Below are 16,622 nucleotides of genomic sequence, written 5' to 3'. Positions count from 1 at the left end.
GCTCTTTACGCCCAATAATTCCGGACAACGCTTGCACCCTACGTATTACCGCGGCTGCTGGCACGTAGTTAGCCGGTGCTTCTTCTGCAGGTACCGTCACTTGCGCTTCTTCCCTGCTGAAAGAGGTTTACAACCCGAAGGCCTTCATCCCTCACGCGGCGTCGCTGCGTCAGGCTTTCGCCCATTGCGCAATATTCCCCACTGCTGCCTCCCGTAGGAGTCTGGGCCGTGTCTCAGTCCCAGTGTGGCCGGTCGCCCTCTCAGGCCGGCTACCCGTCGTCGCCTTGGTGGGCCGTTACCCCACCAACTAGCTGATAGGCCGCGAGTCCATCCCTGGCCGAAAAACTTTCCACACAGTACAGATGCCTGTCTGTGTCGTATCCGGTATTAGCTGCGGTTTCCCGCGGTTATCCCAGAGCCAGGGGCAGGTTACTCACGTGTTACTCACCCGTTCGCCACTGATCACCCGGAGCAAGCTCCGAGGTCACCGTTCGACTTGCATGTGTTAAGCACGCCGCCAGCGTTCGTCCTGAGCCAGGATCAAACTCTCCGTTGATGTTTGTCTCACCACCGCGCTGGCGCGGGGTGACATCTCTTGAGGTTGGGCCCGAAGGCCCGATCCATGGCTAGAAGTTCGAGCGGTCCGAGGACCGCTCGTTTCTTAACCAAAGGAATCGTCTGGCAGCAGGAGTCCGGAGCCGAGTGGCTCGTTCGCCCTGATGCCATGACGAGAGTTGTTTGGCATCGATTTTTGGCACGCTGTTGAGTTCTCAAGGATCGGGCGCGCACCGCATCGGGCCTTTCGGCCTGTCCGTCGGGGCAACCGTTCTAACTTAGCCGATCCACGTCGAGGCGGTCAACTTCGCGCTGAGCCGGGGGCTCGCGTCCGTCGACATGTCCTGCGGTGGGGATCTGCCGCCCACCCTAGCAGGCTCTGAGAGCCGGCCGACCCGCCGTCCAGCGGCGTGGTCCGCCCCCGGGCGAAGCCCGTTGCGGGGGGTGGGATCTGCCCGTGGGACCGGCCACCTCGCGGTGTCCGTTCCTCCCTGTCGGGCTGACGTCGAGAACAGTAGAGGGACGCCGCGAAGAGAGTCAAATCGGGGGTCGGCAGGCGTGTCCGACCAACGGATCAGCGCCTGCCGGCCCCCGCGAGCAGCAGAACTCGTCGCCGCTCAGGCCGGTGGCACGACCGCGGCCGCGAGCGACTTCTTGCCCCGCCGCAGCACCGCGAACCGCCCGTGCAGCAGCTGGTCCGCACCCAGCACGGCGTCCGGGTCGTCGACCTTGACGTTGTTGACGTACGCGCCGCCCTCGCCGATCGTGCGCCGGGCCCCCGCGCGGCTGGGCGCGAGCCCGGACCCGACCAGGGCGTCGACCACCGCGGTGCCCACCGCGACCTGGGCCGTGGGCAGCTCGGCCGTGGCGTCGCGCAGCGTCTGCTCGTCCAGGTCGGCCAGCTCGCCGCGCCCGAACAGCGCCGCGCTCGCGCGCTGCACCGCCTCGGTGGCCGCCGCCCCGTGCACCAACGTGGTGACGTCGGCGGCCAGGGCCCGCTGCGCCTCGCGGGCGAAGGGCCGCTCGGCGACCTCGGTCTCGAGCTCGGCCACCTGCTCGCGGGTGCGGTCGGTGAACACCTTCAGCAGCGACACGACCGAGGCGTCCTCGACGTTGAGCCAGTACTGGTAGAAGGCGAACGGGCTGGTGCCCTCGGCCGACAGCCAGATGGCGTTGCCGGCGCTCTTGCCGAACTTCTCGCCCGAGGAGTCGGTGAGCAGGGGCGTCGTCAGCAGGTGCACCGACCGTCCCTCGACCCGGTGGATCAGGTCGGAGCCGGCCGTGAGGTTGCCCCACTGGTCGTTGCCGCCGGTCTGCAGCGTGCACCCGTGCTGGCGGAAGAGCTGCAGGTAGTCGAGCCCCTGCAGCAGCTGGTAGCTGAACTCGGTGTACGAGATGCCCTCGTCCGAGGCGAGCCGGGCCGCGACCGCCTCCTTCTTGACCATCTGGTTGACGCGGAAGTGCTTGCCCACGTCCCGCAGGAAGTCCAGCGCGCTCAGGCCCTCGGTCCAGTCCAGGTTGTTGACGAACAGCGCCGGGTTGTCGCCCTCGCTGTCGAGGAAGGGCCGCACCTGGTCCTGGATCCGGGCCACCCAGTCGGCCGTCTGCTCCTTGGTCTTCAGCACCCGCTCCGAGCTCGGGCGCGGGTCGCCGATCAGCCCGGTCGACCCGCCGACCAAGCAGATGACCCGGTGCCCGGCCCGCTGCAGGTGCCGCAGCACCACCAGCTGGACGAGGTTGCCGAAGTGCAGCGACGGCGCGGTCGGGTCGAAGCCGCAGTACGCCGTGATCGGCCCGTCGGCGAGGGCCTCGCGCAGCGCGGCCTCGTCGGTGGTCTGCGCCACCAGGCCTCGCCATCGCAGCTCGTCGAGGATGTCGGTCACGGTCGTCCCTCCGGTCGTCGTGCGGCCGGCAATCCGCCGGTGCCGGCCCGTGAGGGCCGCGCCCAGCCTGCCCGATCAGGGCGTCCGGGTGCGAGCGGGATCCGCGCGCCGGACGCCGGGCCGGTAGGCCGACACGGTCGGCTCGCCCTCCAGCCAGAACCGCCAGGGGTGGCGCTCGGCGTCCCCGCCCGGACCGCTCACCCCCACCCGCGGACCCTGCCGCACGACGCCACCCGGCCCGCTGGACGACGGCCGCCACCGCACCGCGGACGTCGACCGCGCACCCCCGAGCACGGTGCCGTCGAGGTCTCCGCCGATCCCCAGGGCCGACGCGAGCCGGGCCGGTCCGCGGGCCAGGTCGCGGTCGTGCCGCGCGGCGGTGCGCCGTGACCGGGCCAGCTCGTGGCCCGCGACGACCTCCCCCGCGCGCAGCAGCACGGCCGACGCCTCGCCGTCCGGGCCGCACACGACGTTGCAGCACCAGTGCATGCCGTACGAGAAGTAGACGTACAGGCGCGCCGGCGGCCCGAACATCACCGCGGTGCGCGGCGTGCGCCCGGCGCGGGCGTGCGACCCGGGGTCGCGCGGGCCGTCGTAGGCCTCGACCTCGGTGAGCCGCACGGCCACGAACCCCTCGGGCGTGCGGTGCTCGAGCACCGACCCGAGCAGGTCGGGCGCGACGTCCAGCACCGGCCGGGCGAAGAAGCGCTCGACCGCGGTGCGGCGGGCGGCGCTCAGGGGCGGCGCGCGATCTTCGACCCGAGCCAGACCAGCGGGTCGTACTTGCGGTCGACCACGCGCTCCTTCATGGGGATCAGCGCGTTGTCGGTGATCTTGATGTGCTCGGGGCAGACCTCGGTGCAGCACTTGGTGATGTTGCAGAAGCCGAGCCCGAACTCCTCCTGCGCCTCGTTCTTGCGCTCGCGCGTGTCCAGCGGGTGCATGTCGAGCTCGGCGATGCGCATGAGGAACCGCGGCCCGGCGAACGCCTGCTTGTTGTCCTCGTGGTCGCGCACGACGTGGCAGACGTCCTGGCACAGGAAGCACTCGATGCACTTGCGGAACTCCTGCGAGCGCTCGACGTCGACCTGCTCCATCCGGTAGTCGCCGGGCTCGAGGTCGGACGGCGGGGCGAACGCCGGCACCTGGCGCGCCTTCTCGTAGTTGAAGGACACGTCGGTGACGAGGTCGCGCACGACGGGGAACGCGCGCAGCGGGGTGACCGTGATGGTCTCGGCCTCGGTGAAGGTGCTCATGCGCGTCATGCACATCAGCCGCGGCCGGCCGTTGATCTCGGCGCTGCATGACCCGCACTTGCCGGCTTTGCAGTTCCACCGCACCGCGAGGTCCGCGGCCTGCGTCGCCTGCAGCCGGTGGATGATGTCGAGGACGACCTCACCCTCGTTGACCTCGACCGTGTAGTCGACGAGCTCGCCGTCCTCGGCGTCCCCGCGCCACACCCTGAAGCTCGCGTCGTAGCTCATGCCTGCTCCCCTCCGTCGCCGCCGGCCGCGTCGAAGCGCGCGAGCTCGTCGTCGGTCAGGTACTTCGCCAGCTCGCCGCGGTCGAACAGCGTGAGCAGGTCCTCGCGGATCTCGGGCACCGGCTGGTGGGTCAGCTCGACCCCGCCGGCGTCGTCCAGGCGGCAGACGAGGTTGACCCCGCGCCACGCCGGGTCCATGCCCGGGTGGTCCTCGCGGGTGTGGCCGCCCCGGCTCTCGGTGCGCTCGAGCGCGGCCTGGGCGACGCACTCGCTGACGTCGAGCATGTTGCGCAGGTCGAGCGCCAGGTGCCAGCCCGGGTTGAACGCCCGCCCGCCGCCGACGCCGGCCCGCGACGCGCGCTCGCGCAGCCCTACCAGGCCTTGCAGCGCCTCGGAGATCTCGCCCTCGCGCCGGATGATGCCGACGAGGTCGTTCATCATCTGCTGCAGCTCGGCGTGGATCGTGTAGGGGTTCTCGGCGTCGTCGCGACCGAAGGGCGCCTCGGCGACCTCGGTGGCCGTCGCGACGTCGGCGTCGTTCACGGCCGGACGTCGCTCGCCCAGCCCCTCGACGTACGCAGCCGCGCCGGCACCGGCCCGACGTCCGAACACCAGCAGGTCCGACAACGAGTTGCCGCCCAGGCGGTTCGAGCCGTGCATGCCGCCCGCGACCTCCCCCGCCGCGAACAGCCCCGGCACGACGGCCGCGGCGGTGTCGGCGTCGACCTCGACGCCGCCCATGACGTAGTGGCAGGTCGGCCCGACCTCCATCGGCTCGGCCGTGATGTCGACGTCGGCGAGCTCCTTGAACTGGTGGTGCATCGAGGGCAGGCGCTTGATGATCTCGTCGGCCGGCAGCCGCGAGGAGACGTCGAGGAACACGCCGCCGTGGGGCGAGCCGCGTCCCTCCTTGACCTCGGTGTTGATGGCGCGCGCGACCTCGTCGCGCGGCAGCAGCTCGGGCGGCCGCTTGTTGTTGTCGGGGTCGGAGTACCAGCGGTCGGCCTCCTCCTCGGAGTCGGCGTACTGCGCGCGGAACACGTCGGGGACGTGGTCGAACATGAACCGCTTGCCCTCGCTGTTGCGCAGCACCCCGCCGTCGCCGCGCACCGACTCGGTGACGAGGATCCCCTTGACCGACGGCGGCCACACCATGCCCGTCGGGTGGAACTGGATGAACTCCATGTTGATGAGCGTCGCGCCGGCGCGCAGGGCCAGGGCGTGGCCGTCGCCGGTGTACTCCCAGGAGTTCGACGTGACCTTGAAGGACTTGCCCACCCCGCCGGTGGCCAGGACGACGGCGGGGGCCTCGAAGAGGACGTGGCCGCCGGTCTCGCGCCAGTAGCCGAAGGCGCCGCTGATCGCGTCGCCGTCCTTGAGCAGGTCGGTGATCGTGAGCTCGGGGAAGACCTTGAGCCGCGCGTCGAGGTCGCCGTGCTCGCGCAGGTCGTCCTGCTGCAACGACACGATCTTCTGCTGCAGCGTGCGGATCAGCTCGAGACCGGTGCGGTCGCCGACGTGCGCGAGGCGCGGGTACTCGTGGCCGCCGAAGTTGCGCTGGCTGATCTTGCCCTCGGGCGTGCGGTCGAACAGCGCGCCGTAGGTCTCGAGCTCCCAGACCCGTTGCGGCGCTTCCTTCGCGTGCAGCTCGGCCATGCGCGGGTTGTTGAGGAACTTGCCGCCGCGCAGGGTGTCGCGGAAGTGCACCTGCCAGCCGTCCTTGGCGTTGACGTTGCCCATGGACGCCGCGATGCCGCCCTCGGCCATGACCGTGTGGGCCTTGCCGAACAAGGACTTGCAGATGATGGCGACGCGCAGGCCGTGCTCGCGCGCCTCGATGGCGGCGCGCAGACCGGCGCCACCGGCACCGATCACCACGACGTCGTACTGGTGCCGCTCCAGGTCGCTCACGCGGGCGTCTCCTCAGAAGAACTTCGGGTCGTCGAACGTGCCGGAGGCGACCAGCGCGACGTACGCGTCGGTGAGCGCCACCCCCACCAGGGAGATCCAGGCGAACTGCATGTGCCGGACGTTGAGCTTGGTGACGAACGTCCAGGCCTTGTACCGCAACGGGTGTCGCGAGAAGTGCTTCAGCCGGCCGCCCACCGCGTGCCGGCACGAGTGGCACGACAAGGAGTACAGCCAGAGCAGCGTCGCGTTGGCCAGCATCACCAGCGTGCCGAGCCCCATGTGCCCCCACTCCCCCGACGCGTCGCGGAAGGCGATGATCGCGTCGTAGGTGAGGATCACGTTGAAGACGAGGCCGGCGTAGAAGAAGTACCGGTGGATGTTGTTGAGCACCAACGGGAACCGCGTCTCACCGGAGTACGCGCCGTGCGGCTCGGCCACCGCGCACGCCGGCGGGCTGAGCCAGAACGACCGGAAGTACGCCTTGCGGTAGTAGTAGCAGGTGAGCCGGAAGCCCAGCGGGAAGACCAGGATGATCAGCGCCGGCGAGAGCTTCCACCAGTCGCCGAACAGGTGCGCCTCGCCGGCGCCCGGCACGCAGCTCGTCGCCAGGCACGGCGAGTAGAACGGCGAGATGTACGGGGCCGAGTAGTAGGCGCCGTTCCAGAAGGCGCGGATCGTCGCGTAGACGATGAAGGCGAAGAGCACGCCGAAGGTGACGAGCGGCTGCACCCAGTACCGGTCGGTGCGCAGCGTGCGCGCCGCGATGCGGGCCCGGCCCGGGTGGCCGACGCCGGTGACCGGCGCGGGGCTTGAGGGGCGAGCGGTGGAGGGTCCCGACGTCACGCCTCAGCCCGCCCTGCCGGTCGCCCGAGGCCCTCGTCCTCGGCGTCCGACCAGAAGGACGGGTCGTAGTCGTCGTCCGGGATGTAGATGATCTCGCCGGGCTGGGCGGGACCGTGCCGCATGCCCTCGGCCCGGGCGACGAGGTTGAGGTCGGCGGCCAGGCGGGTGACGTCGTCCTTCAGACGCTGGACGTCGACGGTGTCCCCGAGCCGGCCCTGCAGCGCGGCCACGCAGTCGCGCAGCTCGGTCAGGTGACCGGCCGCCGTCGCCAGGTCGTCGTTCGCCGTCATCCGCAGACCTCCTGCCGCGGGCCCGCTCCGTCGCGGGCCACGCGTGCATCCTGTCGCGGCAGCCGCCCGAGGTAAAGCACCCCGACCGGTGCAGACTGGACGCATGCCCGGACGACGACCCCGGCCACCGCGGTACGACGTCGTCACGCCCACCGAGCGCGAGGCGCGCGACGCCGCGATCGCGCGCGGACAACGGCGCTACTTCCTGCTCTGGGTCCCGTGCGTGCTGCTCGTGGTCTTCGGCTTCTTCGTGCCAGCCCCCACGCCGTGGCGGATCGCCGCCCTGGTGCTGGCCGCTCCCCTGCTGCCGCTCGCCGCGCTGCTGGGCACGCCCCGGCTCAGGTGAGCCGGGGCGCGGCCGACCACCGGCGCGCCGTGGCGCTGGCGGCCTGCGCCGCCTGCAGCTGCTCGGCCACGCGCACCGGTGCGGTGCCGCCCACCGCGTCCCGCGAGGCGAGCGAGCCCTCGACGCTCAGCACCTGCCGGACGTCGGGCGTCAGGTGCGGCGACACCGCGGCCAGATCGTCGTCGGTGAGGTCCCACAGCTCGACCCCCCGCTGCTCGCAGACCTGCACGCACGCCCCGGCGACCTCGTGCGCCACGCGGAACGGCACGCCCTGGCGCACCAGCCACTCGGCGACGTCCGTGGCGAGCGCGAACCCTTGCGGCGCCAGGGCGGCGAGGCGCTCGGTGTCGAACGCGAGGGTGGCCACCATGCCGCTCACGGCCGGCAGCAGCACCTCGAGGGTGTCGACGGCGTCGAACACCGGCTCCTTGTCCTCCTGCAGGTCGCGGTTGTAGGCGAGCGGCAGGCCCTTGAGCGTCGTGAGCAGCCCGGCCAGGTCGCCGACCAGCCGGCCGGCCTTGCCGCGCGCCAGCTCGGCGACGTCCGGGTTCTTCTTCTGCGGCATGATGCTCGACCCGGTCGAGTACGCGTCGTCCAGCGTGACGAACGAGAACTCCTTGGTGGCCCAGAGCACGACCTCCTCGGCCAGCCGCGAGACGTCGACGCCGACCATCGCCGCCACGAACGAGAACTCCGCGACGACGTCGCGCGCCGCGGTGCCGTCGACCGAGTTCTCGACCGGACGGTCGAAGCCGAGCTCCGCGGCGACAGCGGCCGGGTCCAGGCCCAGCGAGGAGCCGGCGAGGGCGCCCGATCCGTACGGGGACGCGGCCGCGCGGGCGTCCCAGTCGCGCAGCCGGTCGACGTCGCGCAGCAGCGGCCAGGCGTGGGCCAGCAGGTGGTGCGCGAGCAGCACCGGCTGCGCGTGCTGCAGGTGGGTGCGCCCCGGCATCGCGGCGCCGGGGTGGGCGGCGGCCTGCGCCACCAGGGCGTCGACCACGTCCAGCACGCAGCCCGCCACGACCCGCGCGTGCTCGCGCAGGTACATGCGCACGAGCGTGGCGATCTGGTCGTTGCGCGAGCGCCCGGCCCGCAGCCGCCCGCCGAGCTCGGCACCCGCGCGCTCGATCAGGCCGCGCTCGAGGGCCGAGTGCACGTCCTCGTCGTCCGGCGCCGGTGCGAAGGCGCCCGAGGCGACGTCGGCGTCGAGCCGGTCGAGCGCGTCGAGCATGCCGGCCAGCCCGTCGTCGTCCAGCAGCCCGGCGGCGTGCAGCACGCGGGCGTGCGCGCGCGACCCGGCGACGTCGTGGCGGGCCAGCCGCCAGTCGAAGTGCGTGCTCCGGCTCAGGGCGGCCAGCGCGTCGGCCGGGCCGCCGCTGAACCGCCCGCCCCACAGGGACCCGGCGTGCGTCCCGGCCGGGGCCGAGGGGTCGTCGGCCATCAGTCGGTCCCCGTCTCCATCGCCGCGTTCTCGAGCGCGGCCTCCTCGTCGCCCGCGACCGCGGGGTTGGCCGTGATCCGGTCGGCGCCGCCGGCGGGCAGCTCGCCCAGCAGCGTGCCGTGCTCGACGAGCACCTGGCCCTGGTCGAGCGGCTGCTCGGCGTAGAGCTCGAGCAGCGCGCGCGAGTCGGCGATGTCGAGGTTGCGCATGGTGAGCTGGCCGATCCGGTCGGTCGGGCCGAACGCCGCGTTCTCGGTGCGCTCCATCGAGAGCTTGTCGGGGTGGTACGAGAACGCCTCGCCCTGCGTGCGCAGCACGGTGTAGTCCTCGCCGCGCCGCAGCCGCAGCGTCACCTCGCCGGTGACGACCGAGGCGATCCAGCGCTGCACCGACTCGCGCAGCATGAGCGACTGCGGGTCGAGCCAGCGCCCCTCGTACAGCAGCCGGCCGAGCCGTCGTCCGTGCTGGTGGTAGCTGGCGATGGTGTCCTCGTTGTGGATCGCGTTGAGCAGCCGCTCGTACGCGGTCCAGAGCAGGGCCATGCCGGGCGCCTCGTAGATGCCCCGGCTCTTGGCCTCGATGATGCGGTTCTCGATCTGGTCCGACATGCCGAGCCCGTGCCGGCCGCCGATCGCGTTGGCCGCGTGCACGAGCTCGACCGGGTCGTCGTACGTCGTGCCGCCGACGGCCACCGGGCGCCCGCGCTCGAACCGCACCGTGACGTCCTCGGTCTCGACCTCGACGTCGGGGTCCCAGAACCGCACGCCCATGATCGGCTCGACGGTCTCCAGCGAGACGTCGAGGTGCTCGAGCGTCTTGGCCTCGTGCGTCGCGCCCCAGATGTTCGCGTCGGTGGAGTACGCCTTCTCGGCGCTGTCGCGGTACGGCAGGTCGTGGTCGGTCAGCCAGCGGCTCATCTCGGAGCGCCCGCCGAGCTCGCGCACGAAGTCCGGGTCCAGCCACGGCTTGTAGATCCGCAGCGACGGGTTGGCCAGCAGGCCGTAGCGGTAGAACCGCTCGATGTCGTTGCCCTTGAACGTCGAGCCGTCGCCCCAGATGTCGACGGCGTCCTCGTGCATCGCGCGCACCAGCATCGTGCCGGTGACGGCGCGGCCGAGCGGCGTGGTGTTGAAGTACGCGCGCCCGCCCGAGCGGATGTGGAAGGCACCGCAGGCGAGCGCCGCGAGACCCTCCTCGACCAGCGCGCGGCGGCAGTCGACCACGCGTGCCAGCTCGGCGCCGTACTGCAGCGCGCGGGCCGGGACGCCGGAGACGTCGGGCTCGTCGTACTGCCCGATGTCGGCCGTGTAGGTGCACGGCACGGCGCCCTTCTCGCGCATCCACGCGACGGCGACGGACGTGTCGAGACCGCCGGAGAAGGCGATGCCGATCCGCTCGCCGGCCGGCAGGGACGTCAGGACCTTGCTCACCGGGGGTTCCCTCCTGGGGCTGGCTGGGGCTCTGCGTCGGGCTCGGCGTCGGGCTCGGTGCCCTCGGCCACCGCGAGCAGGCGGGCGGCGAGCGCCGCCCCGCCGTCGGGGTCGCGGGCGATCAGCAGGACGGTGTCGTCGCCGGCGATGGTGCCGAGCAGGTCGCCGGCGTCGGCGTGGTCGAGCGCGGAGGCGAGGTAGTTCGCGGCGCCGGGCGGCGTGCGCAGGACGACGAGGTTGGCCGACGCCTCGGCCGAGACCAGCACCTCGCTCGCCACCTTGGCCAGCCGGACGTCGGTCGTGGCGTCGGCGGGACGCGGCGTGCGGTCGCCGCCCTCGGCCGCGACGGCGTACACGAGCTCGCCGGTGGTGCCGCGCACCCGCACCGCGCCCATCTGCACCAGGTCGCGCGACAGCGTGGCCTGCGTGACCTCGATGCCGTCGTCCGCGAGCAGCTGCGCGAGCTGGGTCTGCGAGCGCACGGCGGTGCGGCCCAGCAGGTCGGCGATGCGCTGCTGGCGGGCCGCCTTGGTCTGGGGCGTGGTGCGGGTGCCGGCCGTCACCCCGAGCGCTCCAGCAGCCAGGTCAGCAGCGCCTTCTGGGCGTGCAGGCGGTTCTCGGCCTCGTCCCACACGACCGACTGCGGGCCGTCGATGACGTCGGCGCTGATCTCGAGCCCGCGGTAGGCGGGCAGGCAGTGCAGGACGACGGCGTCGACCGCCGCGCGGCCCAGGGCGGTGGCGTCGACGGCGAACGGCGCGAACGGGCTGCCCTCGCCGGCGCGCTCGCCCTTCTCGCCCTCCTGGCCCATCGAGACCCAGGTGTCGGTGGCCAGGACGTCGGCCCCGTCGGCCGCGACCTGCGGGCTGTCGGTGACGAGCACCGAGCCGCCGGTGCCCGCGGCGATCTGGCGCGCGCGCTCGACGACGTCCGGGTCGGGCAGGTGCGTGGACGGCGTCCCGACGCGAACGTGCATGCCGGCCGCGGCGCCGCCGAGCAGGTAGGAGTGCGCCATGTTGTTGGCGCCGTCGCCCAGGTAGCTCAGGGTCAGGCCGGGCAGCGTCTGCTTGTGCTCGCGCACCGTCTGCAGGTCGGCGAGGATCTGGCACGGGTGGAACTGGTCGGTGAGCGCGTTGACGACCGGCACCCGGCTCACCGAGGCCATGGTCTCGATGCGGTCCTGGCCGAAGGTGCGCCAGACGATCGCGGCGACCTGGCGGTCGAGCACGCGGGTGGTGTCCTCGACCGGCTCGCCGCGGCCGAGCTGGCTCGAGCTCGCGTCGATCACCAGCGGGTAGCCGCCGAGCTCGGCGATGCCGACGCTGAACGACACCCGGGTGCGGGTCGACGGCTTGTCGAACAGCACCGCGACCGCGCGCGGGCCCTCGAGCGGGCGCAGCGCGAGCCGGTCGGCCTTGGAGCGGGCGGCCAGGTCGAGCACCTCGACCAGCTCGTCCGGGCTCAGGTCGTCGTCGCGCAGGAAGTGGCGAGGCATGGGTCAGTGCTCCTCGGTGGGGTCGGCCGGGGTCTCCGGCGGGGCCGTCTCGTCCTGGCCGTCGACGGCGTCGACGACCTGCGGCAGGGCCGCGAGGAAGGAGTCTGCCTGGTCGGCGGTCAGGACCAGCGGCGGCGCGAGGCGCACGGTCGTCGGCGTCACGGCGTTGACCACGAAACCGGCGTCCAGGGCAGTGGCGGTGAGCTCCTTGGCCAGCGGCCGCGCCAGCTCGATCCCGAGCAGCAGGCCCTCGCCGCGCACCTCCGTGACCAGCGGCGCGCCGGCCACCAAGGCACCCTCGGCCAGCCGGGCGCCGACCGCGCGCACCTGCGCGAGCAGCCCGTCGCGCTCGACGACGTGCAGCGTGGCCAGGGCCGCCGCCGCGGCCACCGGGTTGCCGCCGAACGTCGAGCCGTGCTGGCCGCCGCCGAGCAGGGACGACGCGTGCTCGCCCAGCGTGATCGTCGCGCCCACGGGCACGCCGCCGCCGAGCCCCTTGGCCAGCGTGACGACGTCCGGGACGACGCCCGTGCCCTGGTGCGCGAACCAGCGGCCGGTGCGGCCGACCCCGGTCTGCACCTCGTCGACGACCAGCAGGGAGCCCACCTCGCGGGTCAGCTCGCGGGCCGCAGCCAGGTAGCCCGGCGGCAGCGGCCGCACGCCGGCCTCGCCCTGCACCGGCTCGAGCACGAGCGCCGCGACGTCCGGGCCGAGGGCGGCGCGCAGCGCGTCGAGGTCGCCGAACGGCAGGTGCTCGACGCCGCCGGGCAGCGGCTCGAACGGCGCGCGGTAGTCGGGCTTGTGGGTCAGCGCCAACGCCCCCATCGTGCGGCCGTGGAACGCGCCCTCGAGCGCGAGCACCCGTGGCCGCCCCGTGCGGCGCGCGATCTTGAACGCCGCCTCGTTCGCCTCGGCGCCCGAGTTGGCGAGGAAGACCCGCGACCCGGCCGGCGCCTCGAGCAGCGCGAGCAGCCGCTCGGCGAGCGCCACCTGCGGTGGCGTGGCGAAGAAGTTCGACACGTGGCCGAGCGTCGACAGCTGCGCGCTGACCGCGCCGACCAGCGTGGGGTGGGCGTGGCCGAGCGACGTGGCGGCGATGCCGCCGAGCAGGTCGAGGTAGCGGCGGCCGTCGGCGTCCCACACGTACGCACCCTCGCCGCGCACCAAGACCCGTTGCGGCACACCGTAGGTGGGCATCACCGCGGCGGTGTAGCGCTCGAGCCACGCGGCACCCGACGCCGGCTCGACCGCGGACTGCGGGCTGACTTCGCTCACGGCGTCACCATCGTCCCGGTGCCCTCGCTGGTCAGCATCTCGAGCAGCAGCGCGTGCGGCAGCCGCCCGTCCACGACGGTGGCGCGGCCCACGCCGCCGCGCACCGCCCGCAGGCAGGCCGCCATCTTGGGCGCCATGCCGGCGTCGATCTGCGGCAGCACCTGCTCGAGCTCGTCGGCCCCGATCTTCTGCACCAGGGAGGCGCGGTCGGGCCAGTCGGCGTAGAGGCCCTCGACGTCGGTGAGGACCACCAGCTTGACCGCGCCGAGCGCGACGGCGAGGGCGGCGGCCGCGGTGTCGGCGTTGACGTTCAGCACCTGGCCGCCGGTCTCGGGGGCGACGCTCGACACCACCGGGATGCGTCCGGCGGCCACCAGGTCGAGCACCGCGGCGGGCTGCACCTCGACGACGTCGCCGACCAGCCCGACGTCGACCGGCGCGCCGTCGACCACCGGCTGGTGGCGCTCGGCGCGGAACAGGCCGGCGTCCTCGCCGCTCAGGCCGACCGCGTGCGGGCCGTGCTCGTTGATCAGCCCGACCAGCTCGCGGCCCACCTGGCCGACGAGCACCATGCGCACGACGTCCACGGTCTCCTCGGTCGTGACGCGCAGGCCGGCCCGGAAGGTCGACTCGACCCCGAGCCGGGCCAGCATCGCGGTGACCTGCGGCCCGCCGCCGTGCACGACGACCGGCCGGATCCCCACGTGCCGCAGGAAGACCATGTCTTCCGCGAACGCGCGCTTGAGCGACTCGTCGGTCATGGCGTTGCCGCCGTACTTGATGACGACGATCTGGCCGTGGAACTCCTTGAGCCACGGCAGCGCGTCGACCAGCACCCCGGCGCGCGTCGCGTCCCAGGCGGGGTCGTCGGCGCGCATCGGCCGCGAGGTGCCCCAGCGGGTCATGTCGAGTACGCCGAGTTCTCGTGCACGTAGGCGTGCGTGAGGTCGTTGGTCCAGACCGTCGCGGTGGCGTCGCCCGCCTTCAGGTCGACCACGACGTGCACCGCGCGCGCCGTCAGGTCGACGCCGGACCGGTCGTCGCCGGGCCCGCCGTCGCGGGCGATCCAGACGCCGTTCATCGCGACGTCCAGCACCGCCGGGTCGAAGGCGGCGGACGTCGTGCCCACCGCGGCGAGGACGCGGCCCCAGTTCGGGTCGCGGCCGAACACCGCGGCCTTGAACAGGTTGCTGCGCGCGACCGAACGCCCGACCTCGACCGCGTCGTCCTCGCTCGCGGCGTGCCGCACCTCGACCGCGATGTCGTGGTCGGCGCCCTCGGCGTCGCGCACCAGCTGCTGGGCCAGGTCGTGGCACGCCGCCGTGACCGCTGCGGTGAACGCCGCGAGGTCGGGCCGGGCGCCGCTGGCCCCGGACGCCATGAGCACGACCGTGTCGTTGGTCGACTGGCAGCCGTCGGAGTCGAGCCGGTCGAAGGTGACCCGGGTGGCGGCGCGCAGCGCGGCGTCGCAGGTGGCGGCGTCGACGTCCGCGTCGGTGGTGAGGACGACGAGCATCGTGGCGAGCGCCGGGGCGAGCATGCCGGCCCCCTTGGCCAGGCCGCCGACGCACCACCCGTCACCCGGCTGGACGGTCTGCTTGCTGACGGTGTCGGTGGTCATGACGGCCGTCGCGGCGTCCGGTCCGCCCTCGGTCGACAGCGCCGCGGCTGCGGCGTCGACCCCGGCCGCCAGCCGCGCGCCGTCCAGCTGGTCGCCGATCAGGCCGGTCGAGCACACGACCACGTCGCCCGCGTCGACGCCGGTCAGCCGGGCCACCTGCTCGGCGGTCGCGTGGGTCACCGCGAAGCCCTGCGGGCCGGTGTAGCAGTTGGCCCCGCCGGAGTTCAGGACGACGGCCCGCACCACGCCGTCGGCGCTGGCCACCTCGCTCCACAGCACGGGGTTGGCCTTGCAGCGGTTGCTCGTGTAGACCGCCGCGGCGGCCGCCGACGGCCCGTCGTTGACGACGAGGGCGACGTCGGGGCGGCCCGACGGCTTGAGCCCGGCCGTCACGCCGGACGCGCGGAAGCCCTGCGGTGCGGTGACGCTCACGGGGCGACCCCCACGGTCGGCAGGCCCAGCGTCTCGGGCAGCCCGAGCGCGAGGTTGGTGCACTGCACGGCGGCGCCGGCGGTGCCCTTGGTCAGGTTGTCGACGGCGGCGACGGCGACCACCCGCCCGACGCGCGCGTCGACCGCCACCTGCAGGTGCACCGTGTTGGCGCCGAGGGTGTCCGCGGTGCGCGGCCAGACGCCCTCGGGCAGCAGCTCGACGAACGGCTCGTCGGCGTACGCCGCCTGCCACGCCGCGCGGACGTCGGCGGCGTCGGCGTCGGCGCCGCCGCGCAGCCGGGCGGTGCAGGTCGCGAGGATGCCGCGGGGCATCGGCGCCAGCGTCGGGGTGAAGGACACCCGCACGGGGGCACCGCAGGCCGCGGCGAGGTTCTGCTCGACCTCGGGCGTGTGACGGTGGACGCCGCCCACGCCGTAGGGCGACATCGAGCCCATGACCTCCGACCCGAGCAGCCCGGGTCGCAGCGCCCGCCCAGCGCCCGAGGTGCCGGACGCCGCGACCACGACGACGTCGTCCGGCTCGAGCAGGCCGGCGACGAACCCAGGGGCGAGGGCCAGCGAGGTGGCGGTCGGGTAGCAACCGGGGACGGCCACGCGCCGCTCTCCGGCCAGCCGGTCGCGCTGGTGGCCGCCGCCGGCCAGCGGGAGCTCGGGAAGCCCGTAGGGCCAGCTGCCCGCGTGCGGCCCGTCGTAGAACGCGGTCCAGGCGTCGGGGTCGGCCAGCCGGTGGTCGGCGCCGCAGTCGACGACCACGACGTCGCCCGGCAGCTCGGCCGCGATGGCGGCCGACTGCCCGTGCGGCAGCGCCAGCACGACGACCTCGTGCCCGGCGAGCCCCACGGCCGTGGTGGCCACGACCTCGCGGTCGGCCAGCGGTCGCAGGTGCGGGTGGTGCTCGCCGAGCCGGCTGCCCGCGCTCGCGCCCGCGGTCAGCGCACCGACCTCGAGCTGCGGGTGGCCCAGCAGCAGGCGCAGCACCTCGCCCCCGGCGTACCCGGTGGCTCCTGCGACGGCGACCCTGACCACGTGCATGAGCATACACACTCGTGCACACTCATGCACGTGGCCGGTCAGTCGCGCAGGACGGCCCCCGTGCGCTCCGTCGCCCGTGCCACGGCGGCGTCGCGCGCCGCGGTGGCCTCGTCGCCGGTCAGCGTCCGGTCGGCGGCGCGCAGCACCAGGCGGTAGGCCAGCGAGCGCTGGCCCTCCCCCACCTGCTCGCCGCGGTACTCGTCGAACAGCCGCACCTGCTCGAGCAGGTCGCCTCCGCCCTCGCGCAGCGCGGCCTCGACCTGGGCTGCCGGCACGTCGACCGGCACGACGAGCGCGACGTCGCGCAGCGCGACCGGCGGGCTCGGGACCGGCTCGGCCAGGACGACCTCCGGAACGGACCCGAGCAGGACGTCGAGGTCGACCTCGGCCGCGCAGGTGCGCTCGGGCAGGTCGAGCGCGGCGACGACGGCCGGTGCGAGCTCGCCGGCGTGGCCGACCAGCGTGCCGTCGGCCAGGGCCAGCCGCGCGCAGCGCCCCGGGTGCCACGGCTCGTGGCGGTCGGCGCTGACGACGAGCGACCCGGCGCCCACGGAGGCCGCGAGCG

The 16,622-nt window shown here is 73.5% G+C and carries 16 protein-coding genes and 1 rRNA gene; 1 reads left to right on the top strand and 16 read right to left on the bottom strand.

From position 1 onward, the window contains the following. From ACYVJ4_RS17375 to ACYVJ4_RS17345, 7 genes are all read right to left on the bottom strand, one after another. A 16S ribosomal RNA gene (locus ACYVJ4_RS17375) occupies positions 1 to 556 on the bottom strand; the annotation flags it as partial. Between the two features lie 616 nt (positions 557 to 1,172). After that, entirely contained in the window at positions 1,173 to 2,438 is a 1,266-nt protein-coding gene (gene tyrS, locus ACYVJ4_RS17370) for a tyrosine--tRNA ligase (RefSeq protein ID WP_460461346.1), read from the bottom strand. Positions 2,439 to 2,513: 75 nt separating this feature from the next. Next, positions 2,514 to 3,128: a DNA-3-methyladenine glycosylase gene (locus ACYVJ4_RS17365; protein ID WP_460461345.1), complete on the bottom strand. Its 615-nt coding sequence runs from the start codon at positions 3,126 to 3,128 to the stop codon at positions 2,514 to 2,516. Between the two features lie 44 nt (positions 3,129 to 3,172). Beyond that, entirely contained in the window at positions 3,173 to 3,922 is a 750-nt protein-coding gene (locus ACYVJ4_RS17360) for a succinate dehydrogenase/fumarate reductase iron-sulfur subunit (RefSeq protein WP_460461344.1), read from the bottom strand. Then, positions 3,919 to 5,832, bottom strand: a complete 1,914-nt coding sequence (locus ACYVJ4_RS17355; protein ID WP_460461343.1) for a fumarate reductase/succinate dehydrogenase flavoprotein subunit — start codon at positions 5,830 to 5,832, stop codon at positions 3,919 to 3,921. The genes ACYVJ4_RS17360 and ACYVJ4_RS17355 overlap by 4 nt, the downstream gene beginning before the upstream one ends. A gap of 12 nt (positions 5,833 to 5,844) precedes the next feature. Continuing rightward, on the bottom strand, positions 5,845 to 6,675 hold the full coding sequence (locus ACYVJ4_RS17350; RefSeq protein WP_460461342.1) for a hypothetical protein: 831 nt from the start codon (positions 6,673 to 6,675) through the stop codon (positions 5,845 to 5,847). Then, positions 6,672 to 6,965, bottom strand: a complete 294-nt coding sequence (locus tag ACYVJ4_RS17345; RefSeq protein ID WP_460461341.1) for a hypothetical protein — start codon at positions 6,963 to 6,965, stop codon at positions 6,672 to 6,674. The genes ACYVJ4_RS17350 and ACYVJ4_RS17345 overlap by 4 nt, the downstream gene beginning before the upstream one ends. 103 nt (positions 6,966 to 7,068) lie before the next feature. Here ACYVJ4_RS17345 and ACYVJ4_RS17340 point away from each other — a divergent pair, with 103 nt between their 5' ends. Further along, a complete protein-coding gene (locus ACYVJ4_RS17340; protein WP_460461340.1) occupies positions 7,069 to 7,311 on the top strand; it encodes a hypothetical protein in 243 nt (80 codons plus the stop codon). Here the strand turns inward: ACYVJ4_RS17340 and argH are convergent. The 9 genes from argH to ACYVJ4_RS17295 form a co-directional block, all read right to left on the bottom strand. Further along, positions 7,304 to 8,752, bottom strand: a complete 1,449-nt coding sequence (argH, locus tag ACYVJ4_RS17335; RefSeq protein ID WP_460461339.1) for an argininosuccinate lyase — start codon at positions 8,750 to 8,752, stop codon at positions 7,304 to 7,306. The genes ACYVJ4_RS17340 and argH overlap by 8 nt on opposite strands. Continuing rightward, entirely contained in the window at positions 8,752 to 10,182 is a 1,431-nt protein-coding gene (gene argG / locus ACYVJ4_RS17330; RefSeq protein ID WP_460461338.1) for an argininosuccinate synthase, read from the bottom strand. The genes argH and argG overlap by 1 nt, the downstream gene beginning before the upstream one ends. Then, entirely contained in the window at positions 10,179 to 10,745 is a 567-nt protein-coding gene (locus ACYVJ4_RS17325; RefSeq protein WP_460461337.1) for an arginine repressor, read from the bottom strand. The genes argG and ACYVJ4_RS17325 overlap by 4 nt, the downstream gene beginning before the upstream one ends. Beyond that, entirely contained in the window at positions 10,742 to 11,677 is a 936-nt protein-coding gene (gene argF, locus ACYVJ4_RS17320; protein ID WP_460461336.1) for an ornithine carbamoyltransferase, read from the bottom strand. Before argF ends, ACYVJ4_RS17325 begins: the two co-directional genes overlap by 4 nt. Positions 11,678 to 11,680: 3 nt before the next feature. After that, positions 11,681 to 12,952, bottom strand: coding sequence for an acetylornithine transaminase (locus ACYVJ4_RS17315; protein WP_460461335.1), 1,272 nt, complete (start codon positions 12,950 to 12,952; stop codon positions 11,681 to 11,683). Next, the gene (argB, locus tag ACYVJ4_RS17310; protein WP_460461347.1) at positions 12,949 to 13,830 is read right to left on the bottom strand and encodes an acetylglutamate kinase; all 882 of its coding nucleotides are present in this window, start codon (positions 13,828 to 13,830) and stop codon (positions 12,949 to 12,951) included. Before argB ends, ACYVJ4_RS17315 begins: the two co-directional genes overlap by 4 nt. A gap of 23 nt (positions 13,831 to 13,853) precedes the next feature. Then, entirely contained in the window at positions 13,854 to 15,005 is a 1,152-nt protein-coding gene (gene argJ, locus ACYVJ4_RS17305) for a bifunctional glutamate N-acetyltransferase/amino-acid acetyltransferase ArgJ (protein ID WP_460461334.1), read from the bottom strand. Beyond that, entirely contained in the window at positions 15,002 to 16,057 is a 1,056-nt protein-coding gene (argC, locus tag ACYVJ4_RS17300; protein WP_460461333.1) for an N-acetyl-gamma-glutamyl-phosphate reductase, read from the bottom strand. Before argC ends, argJ begins: the two co-directional genes overlap by 4 nt. Before the next feature lie 38 nt (positions 16,058 to 16,095). Then, a partial coding sequence (locus ACYVJ4_RS17295; RefSeq protein WP_460461332.1) for a phenylalanine--tRNA ligase subunit beta-related protein occupies positions 16,096 to 16,622 on the bottom strand: 527 nt, incomplete at its 5' end.

Source organism: Angustibacter peucedani (assembly GCF_054779595.1).
Note: the sequence above shows the minus strand (reverse complement) of the source record. Positions and strands in the feature narration are given on the sequence as shown.

Excerpts from the sequence above, each read along its gene's own strand:
- argB (WP_460461347.1), bottom strand. The coding sequence starts at position 13,830 with ATGCGCGCCGACGACCCCGCCTGGGACGCGACGCGCGCCGGGGTGCTG.
- ACYVJ4_RS17360 (WP_460461344.1), bottom strand. The coding sequence starts at position 3,922 with ATGAGCTACGACGCGAGCTTCAGGGTGTGGCGCGGGGACGCCGAGGAC.
- argH (WP_460461339.1), bottom strand. The coding sequence starts at position 8,752 with ATGGCCGACGACCCCTCGGCCCCGGCCGGGACGCACGCCGGGTCCCTG.
- ACYVJ4_RS17345 (WP_460461341.1), bottom strand. The coding sequence starts at position 6,965 with ATGACGGCGAACGACGACCTGGCGACGGCGGCCGGTCACCTGACCGAG.
- argF (WP_460461336.1), bottom strand. The coding sequence starts at position 11,677 with ATGCCTCGCCACTTCCTGCGCGACGACGACCTGAGCCCGGACGAGCTG.
- argC (WP_460461333.1), bottom strand. The coding sequence starts at position 16,057 with ATGCACGTGGTCAGGGTCGCCGTCGCAGGAGCCACCGGGTACGCCGGG.
- ACYVJ4_RS17340 (WP_460461340.1), top strand. The coding sequence starts at position 7,069 with ATGCCCGGACGACGACCCCGGCCACCGCGGTACGACGTCGTCACGCCC.